The following is a 17,189-nucleotide window of genomic DNA, read 5'->3' as shown; positions in this document are numbered from 1 at the left end:
GTACGTCGACGAGGCCGCCGTGCCAGACTCGCCCAACGTCCCCGCCAGTCGGCCGAGTTGGAGGACAGTCATGAGCGTTTCCCGGCGTACCGTGCTCGCCGTGGCCGCCGTCGCTCCGGCGGCGCAGGCCACGCCCGCCTCCACATCCGCGTCCGCTGCCGCGGCCAGGTCCGCCGAACCGGCCCCGGCCTCCGTCGCCCGCACGCTCGCCGAGGCCGCCGACTACGCGGTGCACAAGCTGCGGGCCGTCGCGCCGGGGGTGAGCGGCTTCCCGGTCGGCACGAAGTTCGAGAAGTGGGTCTTCTCGCAGAACGGCGACTGGGTCGGCGGTTTCTGGCCGGGGACGCTGTGGATGGCGTACCTGCGCACCCAGGACGACATGTTCCGCACGCTGGCGCTCGACTGGGCCCGCAGACTCGCTCCCCGCCGGTACGACACCACGACCCACGATCTCGGCTTCCTCTTCTACCCGTCCTGGGTCACCGCGTGGCGGCTGACGGGCGACGAGAGCTGGAGTGCGGGCGCCGTACAGGCGGCCGACTCGCTGATCCGGCGCTACAACCCGCGCGGCCGCTTCATCCGGGCCTGGGGAGCGCTCGACACCCCGCAGAACGCGGGCCGGGTGATCATGGACACCCTGATGAACCTCGACCTGCTGGCCTTCGCCAGCCGGCGGACGGGGGACGAGAAGTACCTGAACGTCGCCGTGGAGCACGCCGGAACGACGCAGCGGTACTTCCCCCGGCCGGACGGCTCGACGCCCCACGTCTTCGACTTCGACCCCGACACGGGCACGCCGATCGGACCGGACACGGTCCAGGGCTACAGCCCTTCGTCCTGCTGGTCGCGCGGGCAGGCCTGGGGGATCTACGGCTTCACCACGATGTACCGCCGCACCGGCCACCGGCCGTTCCTGTCGACGGCGCGCAGCCTGGCCGACTTCGCGACACGAGCGCTGACGCCCGACCACGTGCCGGTGTGGGACTACCGCGCGCCGCAGCAGCCCCATGACGTCAAGGACGCGTCGGCCGGGGCCGTCATGGCCTGTGGTCTGCTCGACCTGTCCACGGCGACCGGCAGGCCGGAGTACCGCGACGTCGCGCTGCGGATCCTCACCGCCCTCTGCGAGACCTGCCTGACGACGAGGTCCACGCGCGCGCAGGCCGTGGTCGCCCGCTGCACCCGCAACCGCCCGGCCGAGGACGGGATCGAGATCTCGCTGCCCTACGCCGACTACTACCTGCTGGAGGGCATCCTGCGCGTGCTCCAGCCGAAGGACGTCGACCGGGCCGTCGACCTGTCGACGACGGCGGCCGGCGTCAGTGGCTGAACGGGTCGTCGGCGGGGTGTTCCGTCGCGCCGGCCTGGCGCAGCAGCAGCCGGGCCAGACCGCGTGCCTCGTCCGGGGTGAGCGACGCCCACACTCCGGGCACTCCGCCGCGGTCCTCCCCCACGTCCAGGGCGATCCGGCTGACGGGCCGGTCCGCGAGGCCGAGCCTGAGGCGCCGTACCTCGATCCGGCGGCCGCACATGGTCACGAGACGGGACTCGGCCACGGGGCTCCGCTCGATGCCCTCGTGCCGTTCGTCCGCTGCCGTCGTCATCGGTCCCACACTCCCTCCGCCGGTCGGTTCCGGCCCCGGCCATCGTCACCAGGTGCAGCACGCGACACAGCGGGATTGTTCCCGGACGCGCCGCGTCCGCTCCCGGGACCGCGCCGACGGGGGCGGCGGCCGTGACGGAACGGCGCCGGAACAGCGGGCGTTGGAAACGGACGCCTACGAGGTCTCCAGGGCCTCACCGGGCCCGGCGAGGCCCAGCTCGCGCGGGCCGAGCGGGGCGAAGAAGCGGTCCACGTCGGCGTCGGTGACCTCCGCGAGGGTCGCCGGGGACCAGCGGGGGTCGCGGTCCTTGTCGATCACCTGGGCGCGCACGCCCTCCACCAGATCGTGGGTGCTCAGGCAGGCGCAGGAGACGCGGTACTCCTGGTCGAGCACCCGCTCCAGCGGGCCGAGCCGCCGGGCGCGGCGCACCGCGGCCAGGGTGACCTTCAGGGCGGTGGGCGACTTGGCGAGCAGGGTTCCGGCCGCCTCCTTGGCCGCCGGGTCGCCGTGGGCGAGCAGCCGGTCCACGATCTCCTCGACCGTGCCGGCGCGGTAGCAGGCGTCGATCCACTCCCGCCGCTCGGCCAACTCCCCCTGGGGCGCGGGCCGTGCGTGACGGGCGAGGGCGTCGTGCACGGACACGGTGGCGAGGTCGGCCACGAGCTCCCCGAGTGCCGCGGAGGGTACGTAGTGGTCGGCGAGTCCGCACAGCAGGGCGTCACCGGCGCCGATCCGGTCCCCGGTCAGGGCGAGGTGGGTGCCGAGCTCGCCGGGGGCCAGGCCGAGCAGGTAGGTGCCGCCGACGTCGGGGACGAAGCCGATGCCGGTCTCCGGCATGGCGACCTGCGACCGCTCGGTGACGACCCGGACGCCGCCGTGTGCGGAGAGGCCGACCCCGCCGCCCATCACGATGCCGTCCATGAGGGCGACGTACGGCTTGGGGTAGTGGGCGATGCGGGCGTTGAGCCGGTACTCGTCGCGCCAGAACGCGGCCGAGGCGGTGCCGTCGCCGTCCCGGGCGTCGTCGTGGATGGCCCGGATGTCGCCGCCCGCGCACAGACCGCGCTCCCCCGCGCCGGTGAGGACCACGGTCCGCACCGCCGGGTCGCGCTCCCAGGCGGTCAGCGCGGCGTCGATACGGCGAACCATCTCGTGGTCGAGGGCGTTCAGGGCCTTCGGCCGGTTCAGGGTGATGTGGGCGGCCCGGCCGGCGGTGTGGAACAGGACGGGTTCGCCGCCGTGCGGCACGGCTGCTCCCGCGGCGCCGGTCATCCGGACACCTCCGTCAGGTCATGGGCCACGGTGACGCGCATGATCTCGTTGGTTCCTTCCCGAATCCGGTGCACCCGCTGGTCTCGGACGATCTTCTCAAGGCCGTGCGCGCCGGGGTTCCCGCACCCCCCGTGCAGCGGGCGACGGCACGAGCGGCGCCGGGCCGGTCACACCGCGCGGCGCCCCGGGGGCGTGAAGGCGTACAGGTCGAGGATGTCCGGCGGGGCGGCCACGCCCGGGCCGCCCGCGCGGACCCAGTCGATGATGTCCTCGGTCGCGTCCGGATCGTTGACCAGCCCCAGCCAGACCGGCCGCGCGCCGCCGGCCCGGGCGGCGGCGGAGGGCTGTACGACGATGACGTTGGCCTGGTCGCACGCGTCGAGGCAGTCGGAGACACGCACGGGCACCGCGGCGCGCAGCCTCGCGGTCTGGGCGGCATGGTCGACGCCGGGCACCTTGCGGGTGCCGCAGCAGCAGTCCCGGCACACGACGACCCGGCACGGTGCCGTCGCCCGCCCGCTCCCGGGTCCTTCTTCCGTCCGCCGCTCCGGCATGCCGTCCGCTCCCCTCCCGGGGAGATCCGCCCCGGTGTCCCTGAGCGGCCATCTTTTCATCTCTCCCGCCGGCGCCCCAGCGAGCCGCTGCCGCTGACCTGCCGGTGAGCGCCGTAGGCTCATCAACAGGCCGACACGGAGCGGGTGTTGGAGCGAGGGAGAAGCCAGGTGGATACGGCGGAGGCGTTCGAGGTGCGGCCCGTCCCCGAGTTGCTCGCGCAGAACGCGCGGCGCCATGGCGGCAGGCTGGCGTTCGCCGACGACCGGCGCCGGGTGGGCTGGGCCGAACTGGAGTGCAGGACCGCCGGGTTGGCGGCCCGGCTTGGGGTGGACCGCGGTGCGAGGGTGGCGTTCTGCCTCGACAACAGCGTGGAGCTGGTCGAGGGGCTGCTCGCGACGGTGCGTGCCGCCGCGGTGGGGGTGCCGCTGGGTCCGCGCGGCACCGATGCCGAACTCGCCGAGCTGCTGGCCGACTGCGATCCGGCCGTGCTGGTCACCGACCGGCGGAACCTGCCCCGGCTGGCCCCGCTGACGGCCGGGCGCCCCATCCGGCTGGTGGTGACCGGCGAGGGCCCGCTGCCGGAAGGGGCCGTGGGCTTCGAGGGCCTGGCCGCCGGCGTACCGGCCACGGCACCCGGCGCGGACCCGGCCGCCGTGGGGTCGCCCGCGCCGCGCGACGACCTCGGCCTCGACGAGCCGGCCTGGCTGCTCTACACGTCCGGCACCTCCGGCTCCGCCAGGGCCGCGGTGTCCAGCCAGCGGTCCGCGCTGTGGTCGTCGGTCGCCTGCTATCTGCCGCGGCTCGGCCTGTCCGCGACGGACCGGGTGCTGTGGCCGCTGCCGCTCGCGCACACCTACGCGCACTCGTTCTGTGTCCTCGGCACCATCGCTGCCGGGGCGAGCGCGCGGATCACCTCGGTGTCCGAACCGGCCGCGCTGGTCGGGCTGGTGGGTGAGTTCGCGCCCACCGTCCTCGGCGGTGTGCCCCTCACGTACCGGCAGTTGCTGGACGCGGGCCTGGGCACGGTGCCCTCGCTGCGGTGGTGCGTCACCGCCGGTGCGCCGAGCGATCCGGAGCTGCGCGAGCAGGTCGCGGCGGGCCTCGGTGCGCCGCTCCTGGACGGCTACGGCAGCACCGAGACCTGCGGCAAGATCGCGATGGAGGCGCCGGACGGGCCGAGGGTGCCCGGCGGCAGCGGGGCGCCGCTGCCCGGGACGGACGTCCGCATCGTCGATCCGCGGACCGGGCGGGACACCGGCGAGGGGGAGATCTGGGTGCGCGGGCCCGGCGTCATGCTCGGCTATCACCGCCGGCCCGAGGAGAGCGCCCGTGCCCTGCGCGACGGCTGGTACCGCACCGGCGATCTGGGCCGGTTCGGCGAGCACGGCGCGCTGACCGTCACCGGCCGGGTGAACGACCGTATCGTGCGCGGCGGTGAGAACGTGGACCCGGCCGAGGTCGAGCAGGTGCTGCGCGCTCTGCCCGGGGTGCGGGACGCGGCCGTGGTGGCGCGGGCCCATACGCTGCTCGGCGAGGTGCCGGTGGCGTTCGTGGTGCCCGCGCGGCCCGACCTCGACACGGCGGCGCTCCTGCGGGCCTGCGCCGCGGTGCTGTCGGCGCACAAGGTGCCCGAGGAGGTCCTGTTCACACCGGCCGTGCCGCGCACCGCCGCGGGCAAGCCGCGCCGGGCCCTGCTGCGTGAGGCGCTGGCCGGGCGGCCGGCCGAGCCGACGCTCGCGCGGCTGGCCGGTCGCACGCCCGGCGAACGGCGGGCCGTCCTGATTGACCTGGTGTGCGCGGAGATCGCGGCGATGCGGGGGGCGGCCGCCGCGCCCGGCACCGCGTTCGCCGACCTCGGCCTGACCTCGATGGACGCGATGACCCTGTGGCACCGCCTCAGCGTGCGCACCGGCCTGCGGCTGGCGGCGACGCTGGTCTGGGACCATCCGAACCCGGCCGCCGTGGCGGCCCACCTGGACGCCCGGCTGCACAGCGCGCCGGAGCCCGAGTCCGCCGGCCCGGTCGCGCGGCGCGGTCCGCAGGCCGAGCCGGTCGCGATCGTGGCCGTCGGCTGCCGCTTCCCGGGCGGGGTGTCCTCCCCCGAGGACCTGTGGCGTCTGGCGGCCGAAGGCGTCGACGCCACCGGCGACTTCCCCGCCGACCGGGGCTGGGACCTCGCCTCGCTGTACCATCCCGACCCCGACCGGCTGGGGACGACGTACGTCCGCCGGGGCGGGTTCCTCGACGACGTGGCGGACTTCGACCCGCTCTTCTTCGGCATGTCGCCCCGCGAGGCCCTGGCCACCGATCCACAGCAGCGCCTGCTGCTGGAGGTCGCCTGGGAGACGCTGGAGCGGGCAGGCATTCCGGCGCCGGCGCTGCGCGGGAGCAGCACCGGGGTCTTCGTCGGACTGATGCACGTCGGCTACGGCACCGGCGTCTCGCCGCACGAGCTGGAGTCGCACATCGGCATCGGTTCGTCGGGCAGTGTGGCCTCCGGCCGGATCGCGTATGCCCTCGGGCTGCACGGGCCGGTGCTCACCCTGGACACCGCCTGTTCGTCCTCGCTGGTCGCGCTGGACCTGGCCGCCGCGTCGCTGCGGGCCGGGGAGTGCACGCTCGCGCTGGCGGGCGGGGTGACAGTGCTGTCGAGCCCGCAGCCGTTCATCGCGTTCAGCCGTCAGCGCGGGCTGTCGCCGGACGGGCGGTGCCGGTCGTTCGCCGCGGGCGCCGACGGTACGGCGTGGGGCGAGGGCGTCGGCCTGGTGCTGCTGGAGAAGCTGTCGGACGCCCGGCGCAACGGTCATCCAGTGCTGGCGGTGCTGCGCGGATCGGCCGTGAACTCGGACGGCGCGTCCAACGGCCTGACCGCCCCGAGCGGTGCGGCACAGCGGGAGCTGATCCGGCTGGCCCTGGCCGACGCGGGACTGCGGGCCGCCGACGTCGACGCCGTCGAGGGGCACGGCACGGGGACCGCCCTCGGCGACCCGATCGAGGCCGGCGCGCTCCTGGCCACCTACGGCCAAGGCCGTGATCCGGCCGACCCGCTGTGGCTGGGCTCGGTCAAGTCGAACCTCGGACACACCCAGGCCGCGGCGGGCATCGCGGGCCTGATCAAGATGATCGAGGCGATGCGCCACGGTGTGCTGCCCGCCTCGCTGTACGCGGAGCGGCCGTCCCCGCACGTCGACTGGTCGGCCGGGGCGGTGCGGCTGCTCGACCGGGCGCGCCCCTGGCCGCGCCGTGAGCGGCCGCGCCGGGCGGCCGTGTCGTCGTTCGGCATCGGCGGGACCAACGCCCACGTCATCATCGAGGAGGCGGCGGAGGGGAGTTCGCAGACCTCCGCGCCGACGCCCGGGGGGCGGCTGCCGGTGACGCCCTGGCTGGTCGGCGGCGGTGACGAGGCCGGGCTGCGGGCCCATGCCGCCCGGCTGGCGGCCGCGTCGGCCGACGTGACGAGCGAGTCCGCCGCGCTGGACGTGGCGTACTCGCTCGCGACCACCAGGGCCCCGCTCTCCCACCGCGCGGCCGTCCTCGCCGACAGCCCCGAGGGCCTGCTCGCCGGGCTGCGGGATCTCGCGGACGGCGCCGACGGTGCCCCGCTGCTGCGGGGCACCGCGCGGACCCGGCCGAAGGTGGCGCTGCTCTGCGCGGGCCAGGGCGCTCAACGCCCTGGAATGGGCCGTGCATTGTGTGCCGCGTTCCCCGTCTTCGACGCGGCGTTCGGCGAACTCTGCGACGCCTTCACGCCGTTGCTCGACCGGCCGCTGCCGGCGGTGATCGACGCACCCGACGACGGCCTGCTGCACCGCACCGACTACGCGCAACCCGCCCTGTTCGCCTTCGAGGTCGCCCTGCACACGCTGCTGGCCGACTTCGGCGTACGACCGGACCGGTTGGCCGGCCACTCCGTCGGCGAGCTGGCCGCCGCGCACCTCGCCGGTGTGTTCTCGCGCGCCGACGCGGTACGCCTCGTCGCCGCCCGCGGCCGGCTGATGGCCGCCCTGCCGCCCGGCGGCGCGATGGTCGCGGTGCGAGCGCCGCTCGCCGAGGTGACGCACCTCCTCGGCCGGACAGGCGGCCGGGTCGCGGTCTCGGCGGTCAACGGACCGACGTCGGTCGTGCTCTCCGGCGACGAGGACGCGGTGACGGAGCTCGCCGCCGCCCTCGGCCGGCCGGCGCGACGGCTGCCGGTGAGCCACGCCTTCCACTCGCCGCTGCTGGACCCGATGCTGGCCGCGTTCCGCGCGGTCGCCGAGTCCGTGACGTACCACCGCCCGTCCGTCCCGGTGGTGTCCACGCTCACCGGCCGTCCCGAGCCGGACGCGCTCACCACCCCCGAGTACTGGGTACGGCAGGCGCGTGAGACGGTCCGGTTCGCCGACGCGGTCGGCCGGCTGGCGGACGACGGCGTCACCGCGTTCGTCGAGGCCGGACCCTCCCCGGCGCTCAGCGCGGCGGCCGAGGAGTGCGTGGAACCGGGCACGGGTGCGGTGTTCGCGTCATGTGCTGATCCGCGCACGGTACTTGAGGCGCTGGCCGCCCTGCATGTGCACGGGGTCGCGGTCGACTGGCCGTCGGTGTACGCGGACAGCGGTGCCCGGCGCCGTCCGCTGCCCACCTATCCCTTCCAGCGGCAGCGTTACTGGCTGAACGCCGTCCGGCAGCCGGCCCCGGCCGGGCATCCGCTGCTCGGGCGGCCGCAGCCCGACGCCGACGGACCCGGCATCCGGCACACCGCCGCGCTGTCCACCAGCCGCCACCCCTGGCTCGCCGACCACGTGATCGGCGGCCGGGTGCTGGCGCCTGCGACGCTCTTCGCCGAGCTGGCCGCGCGGGCGGCCGGTGCGTCCGGCGCCGTCCGGCTCGCCGAACTGGCCCTCCACGAGCCGCTCGTGCTGTCCCCGGCGGAGCCGACGCAGGTGCAGGTGGTGGCCGGGGCGGCGGACGGGACGGGCGGGCGCCCGGTCACCGTCTGGGCCCGTACGGCCGAGACGCCCGGGCCGTGGACCCGGCACGCGACCGCGACGCTCACCACCGCGGATCCGACGCCCGCGGGTACGGCGCCCACCGGTCCGACTCCCATCGGTGCGGCGCCCATCGGTGCGGCGCCGGAGGCCTGGCCGCCCCCGGGCGCCGTGCCGGTCCCGGTCGGCTACCCGCGGCTCGCCTCGCACGGCCTGCGCTACGGACCCGCGTTCCGCGCGGTGACCGCGCTGTGGCGCCGGGACGAGGAGGTCTTCGCCGAACTGTCCCTGTCGCCCGGGGAAGCGGCGACCGCCGGCGCGTACACGCTGCACCCCGCCCTCCTCGACGCGGCGCTGCACTCCGCGCTGCTGGCCGCGGAGCCGGGCGGGCGGCCGAGCGCGCCGCGGGTGCCGATGGCCTGCACCGGCCTGACGGTGTACGTGCCCGGCGCCCACACCGCTCGTGCCGCGGTACGGAGGCTGGGCCCGGACGAGTTCCGGCTCACCCTGACCGACCCGGCCGGCCGCCCCGTCGCCGCCGTGGAGTCCGTGGTCACCCGCTCGCTCCCGGCGCCGCCCCGGGCCGCCGCCGGGACCTACCGACTCGCCTGGCGGCCCACGACCCCGGTCCACGACGCCGTTCCCGGGCACGAGGTGCTGGACGTGCCGGCCCTGGCCGCGACGCTGCCGGCCGACCTGCCGGTCCCGGACCGGGTGCGCGGCCTGCTCACCGCCGTACTGGAACGGCTGCGCGACTGGGCCTGCGACGTCCGGCCGGGCTGTCTGCTGGTCCTCACGCGCAACGCGACCGGTGACGATCCCGACCTCGCCGAGGCCGCCGTCGCCGGGCTCGTGCGCAGCGCCCAGTCCGAGCACCCGGGCCGGATCGTGCTGGCCGACGGACTGGGAACTGCGCCCGCCCCGGCGACGGTCGAGGCGGTGCTGCGGTGCGGTGAACCCCAGGTGGCCCTGCGCGACGGTGTCCTGCGCGCGCCCCGGCTCGCCCTCGCGGACCCGCCCGCCGCCGAGCCACCCGCGCTGGATCCCGCGGGCACCGTGCTCGTCACCGGCGGCACCGGTGCGCTCGGTGCGAGCCTGGCCCGGTATCTGGTCGCCGAACGTGGTGTCCGTCAGTTGCTGCTGGTCAGCCGCGGCGGCCGGGTCCCGGACTGGGCGGACGGCCTGGCGGCCACGGTGCGCGGGGCGGCCTGCGACGTGAGCGACCGTGCCGCCGTCGCCGCACTGGTCGCCTCCTGCCGCCCGGCGCCGACCGCGGTCTTCCATCTGGCCGGGGTGGTGGACGACGGCGTGCTCGACGCCATGACCGGTGAGCGGCTCGCGGCCGTGCTCGGGCCGAAGGCGGACGGTGCCTGGCACCTGCACGAGGCGACGCGGGACCTCGCCCTGTCCGCGTTCGTGCTGTACTCGTCGGCCGCCGGTGTGCTCGGCCGGCCGGGCCAGTCCAACTACGCGGCGGCGAACGGGTTCCTCGACGCCCTCGCCCGGCACCGGGTGGCCCGGGGACTGCCCGCACAGGCGCTCGCCTGGGGCCCCTGGTCCGTCGCGGGCGGCGCGGGCATGGCGGGCCGTGTCGCGCCCGAACGCCTCGACGACGGCGTCGTCCTGCCCGTCACCGAGCAGGAGGGCACCGCTCTTCTCGACAGTGCGCTGCGCCGTGCGGAACCGGTGCTGGTGCCGGTCCCGCTGGACCTCACGGCGGCGGGCGGCGCCCCGGGCACACCGGCCGTCCTCGCGGACCTGCTGCCGCATCCGGCGAGCCGCAGTGGGGAGGCGGCCACCGGCGTACCGGCCGCCGTCGGAGCCGTGACGCAGGCGCCGGGCGCGTGGCGCGAGCGGCTCGCGGCCGTCGCCGCGGGCGAACGGGAGGCGGCGTTGGCCCAGTTGATCCGGGTCGAGGTCGCCGCGGTCCTGGGCTTCCCGGACCCGGCCGCGCTCCCCTCCGACCGGGCCTTCACCGAGCTGGGCTTCGACTCCCTCACCGCCGTCCAACTACGCAACCGGATCAGTGCGTTCACCCGCGTACGGCTGTCCCCGACCGCCGTGCTGGAGCATCCCACCCCGGCCGAGCTGGCGGCGCACGTCCATGCCGCGCTGGCCGAGGCGGGCGGGCTGCCGCGGGCGGACACCGGATCCCCCGCGACTGGTGTCGGCCCCTCCGCCGGTGCCGGGACGTCGTACCGCTTCAGCCGTCTGTATCACCAAGTGCTGTGCGAGAAGGGACCGTTGGAGGCGATGGGGCTGCGCTACCTCGCGTCGTACGCCCTGCCCGCGTTCGCCGAGGCCGAACGGGCCCGGCACACGGTCCCGCCGGTCCGGCTCGCGCGGGGCAGCGGCACCCCGCTGGTGTACATCCCCGACTACCTCACCCCGTCGCACCGCGTGCCCACCGCGCTGGCCGACCGGTTCGACGGCGAACGCGACCTGTTCCTGCTGGAGCATCCCGGCTTCGGCGCGCCCCACCGGGCCGTCCCGGACGGCATGGCCACGCTGGCGCGCACGCACGCCGACACCGTACGGTCCCTGCCCCTCGGCACGGCCCCCGTCCTCGTCGGCTACTGCGCGGGCGGCGCCGTCGCCCATGCCGTGGCCAGGGAGCTCGCGCGGGCGGGACATCCGCCGGCCGGTGTGATCCTGATCGACTCCCACGCGGGACTGCTGCGCCGCGACGACCCGCGCGGGCTGGCGCTGGTGTCGGCCGGTGCCGATCTGCCGGACGAACTGGTGGACCTGCTGGACGACTCGGTGCTGATCACCGGGGGCGGCTACGCCCGCGTCCTGGAGAACTGGCGGCCCGAGCCGTCACCGGTCCCGGCCCTGCTGCTCCGCGGCCGCCCCACCGCGCAGATGCGGCGGATCGATCCCGACGCGGACTGGCGGCCGCACTGGCCGCTCCCCCACGACAGCGCGGACCTCCCCGGCGACCACTACTCCGCGCTGCACCGCGACGCCGACGGCACGGCCGCGGCGATCCGCGCCTGGCTGACCGGCCGGCCGGCCGAGTGACCGGCCGGGTGACCGCGGACAGGCAACCGGACATGGAAACCGGACACGAGAACAGGAGCCTCCGGATGACCTCCGAGTACGACCTCGTCGTGGTGGGCGGCGGGCCGGCCGGCGCGACCGCCGCGACGGCCGTGGCCCTGCGGGGGCACCGCGTGCTCCTGCTGGAGCGGGACACCTTCCCCAGGTACCAGATCGGCGAGTCGCTGCTGCCCGCCACCGTGCACGGCCTGTGCCGCCTCCTCGGCGTCGCCGACGAGGTCGCCCGGGCGGGCTTCACCCCGAAGCGCGGCGGGACGATGCGCTGGGGCCGCGATCCGTTGCCCTGGCAGTTCTCCTTCTCCATGACGCCGCGCCTGCCCGAGCCCACGGCGACCGCCTTCCAGGTGGAGCGCTCCCGGTTCGACGAGATACTCCTGCGCAACGCCGAGCGGGTCGGCGTCCAGGTCCGTGAGGGCAGCCCCGTGCGCCGCGTGCTCAGCGTGGGCGGGCGGGTGCGCGGCGTCGAGTACACCGACCGGGACGGAACCGCGCGCACGGCCCAGGCCCGGTACGTCATCGACGCGTCCGGCAACACCAGCCGGATCCACAGCCAGGTCGGCGGGGCGCGGGTGTACTCCGACTTCTTCCGCAACCTCGCCGTGTTCGGCTACTACGCGGGCGGCCGCCGGCTCCCCGAACCGGACAGCGGGAACATCTTCTGCGCCGCCTTCGACGCCGGCTGGCTCTGGTACATCCCGCTGCGCGACGATCTGACCAGTGTGGGCGCCGTGATCGCGCCCGAGCACCTCGCGGCCGTCCAGCGCGATCCGCGTGGCGCCTGGCAGGACATGATCAAGGCCTGCCCGGAGGTCGACCGGCTGCTGACGGACGTACCGCTCGCGACCGAGCCGCCGTACGACCGGATCCGGGTCCGCAAGGACTACTCCTACTGGAAGACGTCGCTGTGGGTTCCGGGCATGGCGCTGGCCGGGGACTCCGCCTGCTTCGTGGACCCGGTGCTCTCGTCGGGCGTCCATCTGGCGACGTACGGTGCCCTGTTGGCCGCCCGCGCGGTGAACTCCGCGCTGGACGGCAGTGTCCCCGAGGAGCGCGGTTTCGCCGAGTTCGAGGCGCGGTACCGCCGCGAGTACGGCGTGTTCTACGAATTCCTCATCGCCTTCTACGACATGGAACGGGGCGAGGACTCGTACTTCTGGTCGGCGAAGAAGATCACCCGGGTCGGCCTCGGCGAAGCCGCCGCCTTCGCCGAACTCGCCGGCGGACTGGTCTCCGGCGACACGTCGGTGCTCGCGGCGGAGCGCAGTGCCGGTGCGGCCGAACTGGACGACGCGGTGCGCCGGTTGGCGGACGGCGCGGAGCGCGTGAACCCACTGCTGTCCACCCGGATCGTCGCGGACACCTTCCGCACCGGCAACGACCTCCAGGAACAGGCTCTGTACGGCGGCTCCCCCGACGCCCCGGCCGCAGCGGATTCCCTGACGGTGGCGGCGGACGGACTGTCCTGGCTCCGGCCCTGAAAGCCGGTGAGGAGCCGGCGGTCGCGGGCGGTAGGTTGAGGCCATGGCGGACGACTGGCGGACGGATCGGATCGGGGCGGCGCTGCGGGGCGGGAATCCCACGGTGCTGCGCAGGCTCGCGGCGGGCTTCGCGGTGATCGGCGATGTGCAGTTCCTGCCCGGCTACTCGGTTCTCCTCTCGGACGACCCCGCTGTTCGGCGGCTGTCCGACCTGCCGAAGGGGAAGCGGCTGGCGTTCCTGTCCGACATGGACCTGCTCGGCGAGGCGGTCGAGCGGGCCTGCCGCGGCCTCGACCCCGGCTTCCGCCGGGTCAATCTGGAGATCCTCGGCAACACGGATCCGTTCCTGCACGCCCACGTCTGGCCCCGGTTCGAGTGGGAGCCGGCCGAGCTGGTGGGCAAGCCCGTATGGCTCTACCCGCCCGACCGGTGGCGGGACGAACGGTTCCGGCTCGGCCCGCGCCACGACGCGCTGCGGGCCGCGATCGGTGCCGAACTGGACGGGCTGCGGTCGACGGACTGACGGCCGTCCGGCACCGGGCGAGCGGCTCACTCCGGACGAGCTCCCCCCTCCGCCCGGCCTGCCGTCCCTCACAGCGACGCGAGCGTCTCGGAGAGGTCGGCGAGGCCGAGTGACCCCAGCGTGAGTGCCTTCGTGTGCCAGGCCCGCAGGTCGAAGGCGGTGCCGAGGCGGCGCCGGGAGGCTTCGCGGCCCTGGAGCCAGGCGCGTTCGCCGAGCTTGTACCCGATGGCCTGGCCGGGCCAGCCGAGGTAGCGGTCGATCTCGCTGGTGCGGCGGGCGGCGCCGCTGCCGTGGTGTGCGGCCATGAACGCGGTGGCGAGGTCGGGGGTCCAGCGTTCGCCCGGATGGAAGCCGGAGCCGGCCGGGACGGTCAGTTCCAGGTGCATGCCGATGTCGATGATCACGCGGATGATCCGGAGCATCTGCTTGTCCAGGTAACCGAGTCGGCGGGCGGGATCGGTGAGGAAGCCCAGTTCGTCCATCAGGCGCTCGGCGTACAGCGCCCAGCCCTCCTTGTCCGCGCTGACCGCGCCGAGGGTGATCTGGTAGGTGCTGAGCCGGCCGGCCTCGGCGGTCCAGCGGGCGGTCTGCAAGTGATGCCCCGGGACGGCCTCGTGGTACCAGGTGCTGACCATCTCCCAGGTGGGGAAGGTCTGTTGGCCGAGGGTGGGGAGGTAGGTGTATCCCGGGCGGCTGAAGTCCAGGCTGGGGCCGGTGTAGTAGGGGGCGCCCGAGCTGCCCGCGGGCGCGATGCGCGTCTCGACCCCGCGGATCGGGCCGGAGAGGTCGAAGTGGGTGCCGTCGAGGGCGTCGATCGCCTCGTCCGTGATCTGCTGGAGCCAGGCGCGGATGTTCTCCTCGCCCGTGATGCTGTGGCCGTGCCGGTTCAGGTGGTCCATGGTCGCGCGGACGTCGGCGCCCGGGAGGATGCGTGCGGCCTCGGTCCGCATCTCGGCGCGCGTGCGGTGGAACTCCTCCCAGGCCCAGGCGTAGGCCTCGGCCGGGTCCGGGACGGCGCCGACGGCCCAGCGCGCCGCGCGCAGGTAGCGCTCGCGGCCGACGGGGTCCGGGGTGCCCTCGGCGGCGGGCAGGTAGGCGCTGCGCAGCCAGCCGCGGAAGTCGGCGACCGCGCCGGTCGCCCGCTCGGCGGCGGCGTCGAGTCCGGGCCTGAGCCGGTCGGGCGCGGCGGCCACGAACGCGGCGAACCAGCCGGTGCCGCCGGCGTCCTGGCCGGTCCAGGCGGCGAGTTGGCCGAGCACGGCCCGCACCTGGCGGGGCGCGCACAGCAGCCCGCGGGCGATGCCCTCGGACAGGGTGGCCCGGTACCCGTCCAGGGCCCCGGGCACGTGCCGCAACCGGCCCGCGACGGCTGCCCAGTTCTCGTCGGTCCCGGTGGGCATCAGGGTGAAGATGCCGCGCAACTGGTGCAGGGGGGAGTTGACGTTGCGCAGTTGGCGGAACTGGTCGCCCGCCTCGTGCAGGGCGAGTTCGGCGGTCAGCCGTTCCCGCAGGAGGCGGGCGCAGTTCCGCTCGGCGTCCGCCCACACCGTGCCGTGCTTCTCGCCGTACCGCTCGGCCGTGTCGAGCGCGGCGAGCGTGCGCCGGGCCACGTCGGCCAGTGCCTCGAAGCCCTCCGGCGACAGATCCGGCTGCCGGTCGTCCTCCGGGTCGAGGCCGAGCCGGGTCGAGGTCACGGGGTCGAGGGCGGCGACCTGCGCGACGTGGTCGTCGGCGATACGGCGCGGTGTGCTCGAAGTGCTCGGCGTGCTCGGTTCGTCGGCCATGCGGGTCATGCTGACGTCCCGCCACGGGGACTGTCAGCAGGGCGTGTTGTCTTTCGGCCGCGGTGGCTCAGCAGTACGGCGGCTGGTTGGTCAGGGATGCCGCCACCCGCATCCACACGACGAACTGCCGGTAGAGGCCGGGCAGCGGGCCGCGCGCCTCGACGGTACGGTCGTCCGTCGAGACGACTCCCGGAATTCCCGGCAGGGTGGCGGCCACGGAGGCCGACTGCCAACGGACCCTGAGCGTCGCCGGGCCGGCCGGCACCGCCGGCGTGGGCAGCGGCGCGGAGAGTCTCGCGGTGACCGCCTCCTGGATGGCCGCGCGTGCCTCCTCCGCGGGGCGCAGCTCGGCGGCGAAGCGGTCCCGGGCGTACTTCACCGGCACGGTGGTGACCTCGGGGTCCCACTCGACCGTCTCCGCGCAGGCGCGGTCGTCGCCGGTGAGGACCACCGTCGGCACACCGAGGGCCGCCGCGGTGGCATGGGCGAGTCCGATCTCGCCCACCGGCCTGCCGTCCAGCCAGATGTCCTCGATCTCATGGCCCATGAAGCTGTGGCTCAGCACGCCGAGCGCGCCGGCCCGGGCGTGGTAGCCGACGCAGACCATGGCGTCGTGCTCGGGCGTGAGGCCTTCGAGCATGCTCATCTGCTTGGGCTTTCCTCGGATCAGGCGGGCCGCCGGGTCCAGGTCCTCGGGGAGGATGTTGCGCATGGGGCCGTGGGCGTCGTTGACGAGGATGTCGGTGGCGCAGGCCGCGACGGCGCCCCGTACGGCGGCGTTGACGTCCTCGGCCATCATGCGCCGACCGCGCTCGTAGTCCCGGCCGCCGGGCTGGACGTCATGGGCGTCCACGAGGCCGGTGACGCCTTCCATGTCCACACTGATGTAGATCCGCATGCCCTCAACTATCGCCTGCGTCCTTGGCCGTGGGCCGTGCGAGGACCCGCCGTAGCCAGCGGGTGCGGGCGTCGCGGGCGTCGCGGCTGAGGGCCGCCTGGGGTGCGAAGGTGTCGAAGCCGTGGCACGCGCCGGGCCATACGTGCAGTTCGGCCTGGCCCCCGGCCCGCCAGAGGGCCTGCGCGTAGGCCACGCCCTCGTCCCGGAACGTCTCGGCGGCCCCGACCTCGATATAGGCCGGGGGCAGTCGCGACAGGTCCGTGGCGCGGGCCGGGGCCGCGTAGGGCGGCAGGTCCGCGGCGCCGTACCGGTCGCCCAACAGGGCCTGCCAGGCGGTCGCGTTGGAGGTCCGGTCCCAGAGGTCGACGCCGGCCATCTGGTGGCTGGAGAACGTGTCGTTGCGGTCGTCCAGCATGGGGCAGACGAGGAGTTGCCCGATCGGGGCGGGGCCGCCGCGGTCCCGGGTGAGCAGGGCGAGTGCCGCGGCCAGTCCGCCGCCGGCGCTCTTTCCGCCGATGACGACACGGTCGGCGTCGACGCCGAGTGCGGCCGCGTGCTCGACCGCCCAGACGTATCCGGCGTAGCAGTCCTCCAGCGGTCCCGGGTAGCGCGTGTGCGGTGCCAGCCGGTACTCGGCCGAGAGGACGGCCAGGCGCAGCGGGAGCGCCCAGGCGCGCAGCACCTGCGGAAGCACGGACCAGGCGTTGCCCATGATCATGCCGCCGCCGTGCAGGTAGTACAGCAGCGGCAGCGGGCCCGCGAGTCCGGCGGGGCGTGCGCTGACGAGCGTGACGTCCGGTGCGCCGGGCGCTCCCGGCACGCGCAGCTCCGTCACCTCGAAGCGGCCGCCGTCCTCAAGGTCCCGGACCGTCGGCCGGGGCCGGCTCGCGGCGTCGTGCGCCTGCCGTGCGGCCAGGTTCTCCGGGGTGAACGGCTCCTTCGCCGCCTCCCCCAACGCAGCGATCGTCTCGGCCAGTTCGGGGTCGAGCGGCGGTGCCTTCCCTGGCCTCGATGCCGAAGTGAAGTCCATGCGGCCCAGTCAATC

The 17,189-nt window shown here is 75.2% G+C and carries 10 protein-coding genes and 1 pseudogene; 4 read left to right on the top strand and 7 right to left on the bottom strand.

The window, feature by feature from the left end; all coding sequences use genetic code 11:
- Positions 1-70: 70 nt before the first annotated feature.
- Positions 71-1,330 carry a glycoside hydrolase family 88 protein gene (locus ACFC8N_RS13300; RefSeq protein WP_376288164.1) on the top strand — a complete coding sequence of 420 codons (1,260 nt, stop codon included), beginning with the start codon at positions 71-73 and terminating at the stop codon, positions 1,328-1,330.
- Here the strand turns inward: ACFC8N_RS13300 and ACFC8N_RS13295 are convergent.
- The 4 genes and pseudogenes from ACFC8N_RS13295 to ACFC8N_RS13280 form a co-directional block, all read right to left on the bottom strand.
- Positions 1,320-1,604: a hypothetical protein gene (locus ACFC8N_RS13295; protein WP_362820081.1), complete on the bottom strand. Its 285-nt coding sequence runs from the start codon at positions 1,602-1,604 to the stop codon at positions 1,320-1,322. The two genes, ACFC8N_RS13300 and ACFC8N_RS13295, sit on opposite strands and share 11 nt — an antisense overlap.
- Before the next feature lie 174 nt (positions 1,605-1,778).
- Positions 1,779-2,876, bottom strand: a complete 1,098-nt coding sequence (locus tag ACFC8N_RS13290) for an enoyl-CoA hydratase/isomerase family protein (RefSeq protein ID WP_376288163.1) — start codon at positions 2,874-2,876, stop codon at positions 1,779-1,781.
- A pseudogene (locus tag ACFC8N_RS13285) lies at positions 2,873-3,013 on the bottom strand (acyl-CoA dehydrogenase family protein); the annotation flags it as partial. The gene ACFC8N_RS13290 and the pseudogene ACFC8N_RS13285, both read right to left, overlap by 4 nt.
- A gap of 30 nt (positions 3,014-3,043) precedes the next feature.
- Positions 3,044-3,430: a (2Fe-2S) ferredoxin domain-containing protein gene (locus ACFC8N_RS13280; RefSeq protein ID WP_376288162.1), complete on the bottom strand. Its 387-nt coding sequence runs from the start codon at positions 3,428-3,430 to the stop codon at positions 3,044-3,046.
- Between the two features lie 168 nt (positions 3,431-3,598).
- Here ACFC8N_RS13280 and ACFC8N_RS13275 point away from each other — a divergent pair, with 168 nt between their 5' ends.
- From ACFC8N_RS13275 to ACFC8N_RS13265, 3 genes are all read left to right on the top strand, one after another.
- Positions 3,599-11,422: a beta-ketoacyl synthase N-terminal-like domain-containing protein gene (locus ACFC8N_RS13275; protein WP_376288161.1), complete on the top strand. Its 7,824-nt coding sequence runs from the start codon at positions 3,599-3,601 to the stop codon at positions 11,420-11,422.
- Positions 11,423-11,487: 65 nt separating this feature from the next.
- On the top strand, positions 11,488-12,939 hold the full coding sequence (locus ACFC8N_RS13270; protein WP_376288160.1) for a tryptophan 7-halogenase: 1,452 nt from the start codon (positions 11,488-11,490) through the stop codon (positions 12,937-12,939).
- A 43-nt stretch (positions 12,940-12,982) separates the two neighbouring features.
- Complete coding sequence (locus ACFC8N_RS13265) at positions 12,983-13,462, top strand: diadenosine tetraphosphate hydrolase (RefSeq protein ID WP_356024197.1); 480 nt, start codon at positions 12,983-12,985, stop codon at positions 13,460-13,462.
- 68 nt (positions 13,463-13,530) lie between these two features.
- Here the strand turns inward: ACFC8N_RS13265 and ACFC8N_RS13260 are convergent, their stop codons facing one another.
- From ACFC8N_RS13260 to ACFC8N_RS13250, 3 genes are all read right to left on the bottom strand, one after another.
- Positions 13,531-15,246, bottom strand: coding sequence for a DUF885 domain-containing protein (locus tag ACFC8N_RS13260; protein WP_376288159.1), 1,716 nt, complete (start codon positions 15,244-15,246; stop codon positions 13,531-13,533).
- Between the two features lie 67 nt (positions 15,247-15,313).
- Positions 15,314-16,144: a M55 family metallopeptidase gene (locus tag ACFC8N_RS13255; protein WP_376288158.1), complete on the bottom strand. Its 831-nt coding sequence runs from the start codon at positions 16,142-16,144 to the stop codon at positions 15,314-15,316.
- Positions 16,145-16,148: 4 nt separating this feature from the next.
- Entirely contained in the window at positions 16,149-17,174 is a 1,026-nt protein-coding gene (locus ACFC8N_RS13250; RefSeq protein WP_376288157.1) for an alpha/beta hydrolase, read from the bottom strand.
- Positions 17,175-17,189: the final 15 nt, after the last annotated feature.

This window comes from Streptomyces sp. NPDC055966, from assembly GCF_042269865.1.
Lineage (GTDB): Bacteria > Actinomycetota > Actinomycetes > Streptomycetales > Streptomycetaceae > Streptomyces.
This window is presented reverse-complemented; position numbering and strand designations above follow the sequence as displayed.

Excerpts from the sequence above, each read along its gene's own strand:
- ACFC8N_RS13300 (WP_376288164.1), top strand. The coding sequence starts at position 71 with ATGAGCGTTTCCCGGCGTACCGTGCTCGCCGTGGCCGCCGTCGCTCCG.
- ACFC8N_RS13295 (WP_362820081.1), bottom strand. The coding sequence starts at position 1,604 with ATGACGACGGCAGCGGACGAACGGCACGAGGGCATCGAGCGGAGCCCC.
- ACFC8N_RS13290 (WP_376288163.1), bottom strand. The coding sequence starts at position 2,876 with ATGACCGGCGCCGCGGGAGCAGCCGTGCCGCACGGCGGCGAACCCGTC.
- ACFC8N_RS13280 (WP_376288162.1), bottom strand. The coding sequence starts at position 3,430 with ATGCCGGAGCGGCGGACGGAAGAAGGACCCGGGAGCGGGCGGGCGACG.
- ACFC8N_RS13270 (WP_376288160.1), top strand. The coding sequence starts at position 11,488 with ATGACCTCCGAGTACGACCTCGTCGTGGTGGGCGGCGGGCCGGCCGGC.
- ACFC8N_RS13265 (WP_356024197.1), top strand. The coding sequence starts at position 12,983 with ATGGCGGACGACTGGCGGACGGATCGGATCGGGGCGGCGCTGCGGGGC.
- ACFC8N_RS13260 (WP_376288159.1), bottom strand. The coding sequence starts at position 15,246 with ATGGCCGACGAACCGAGCACGCCGAGCACTTCGAGCACACCGCGCCGT.
- ACFC8N_RS13255 (WP_376288158.1), bottom strand. The coding sequence starts at position 16,144 with ATGCGGATCTACATCAGTGTGGACATGGAAGGCGTCACCGGCCTCGTG.
- ACFC8N_RS13250 (WP_376288157.1), bottom strand. The coding sequence starts at position 17,174 with ATGGACTTCACTTCGGCATCGAGGCCAGGGAAGGCACCGCCGCTCGAC.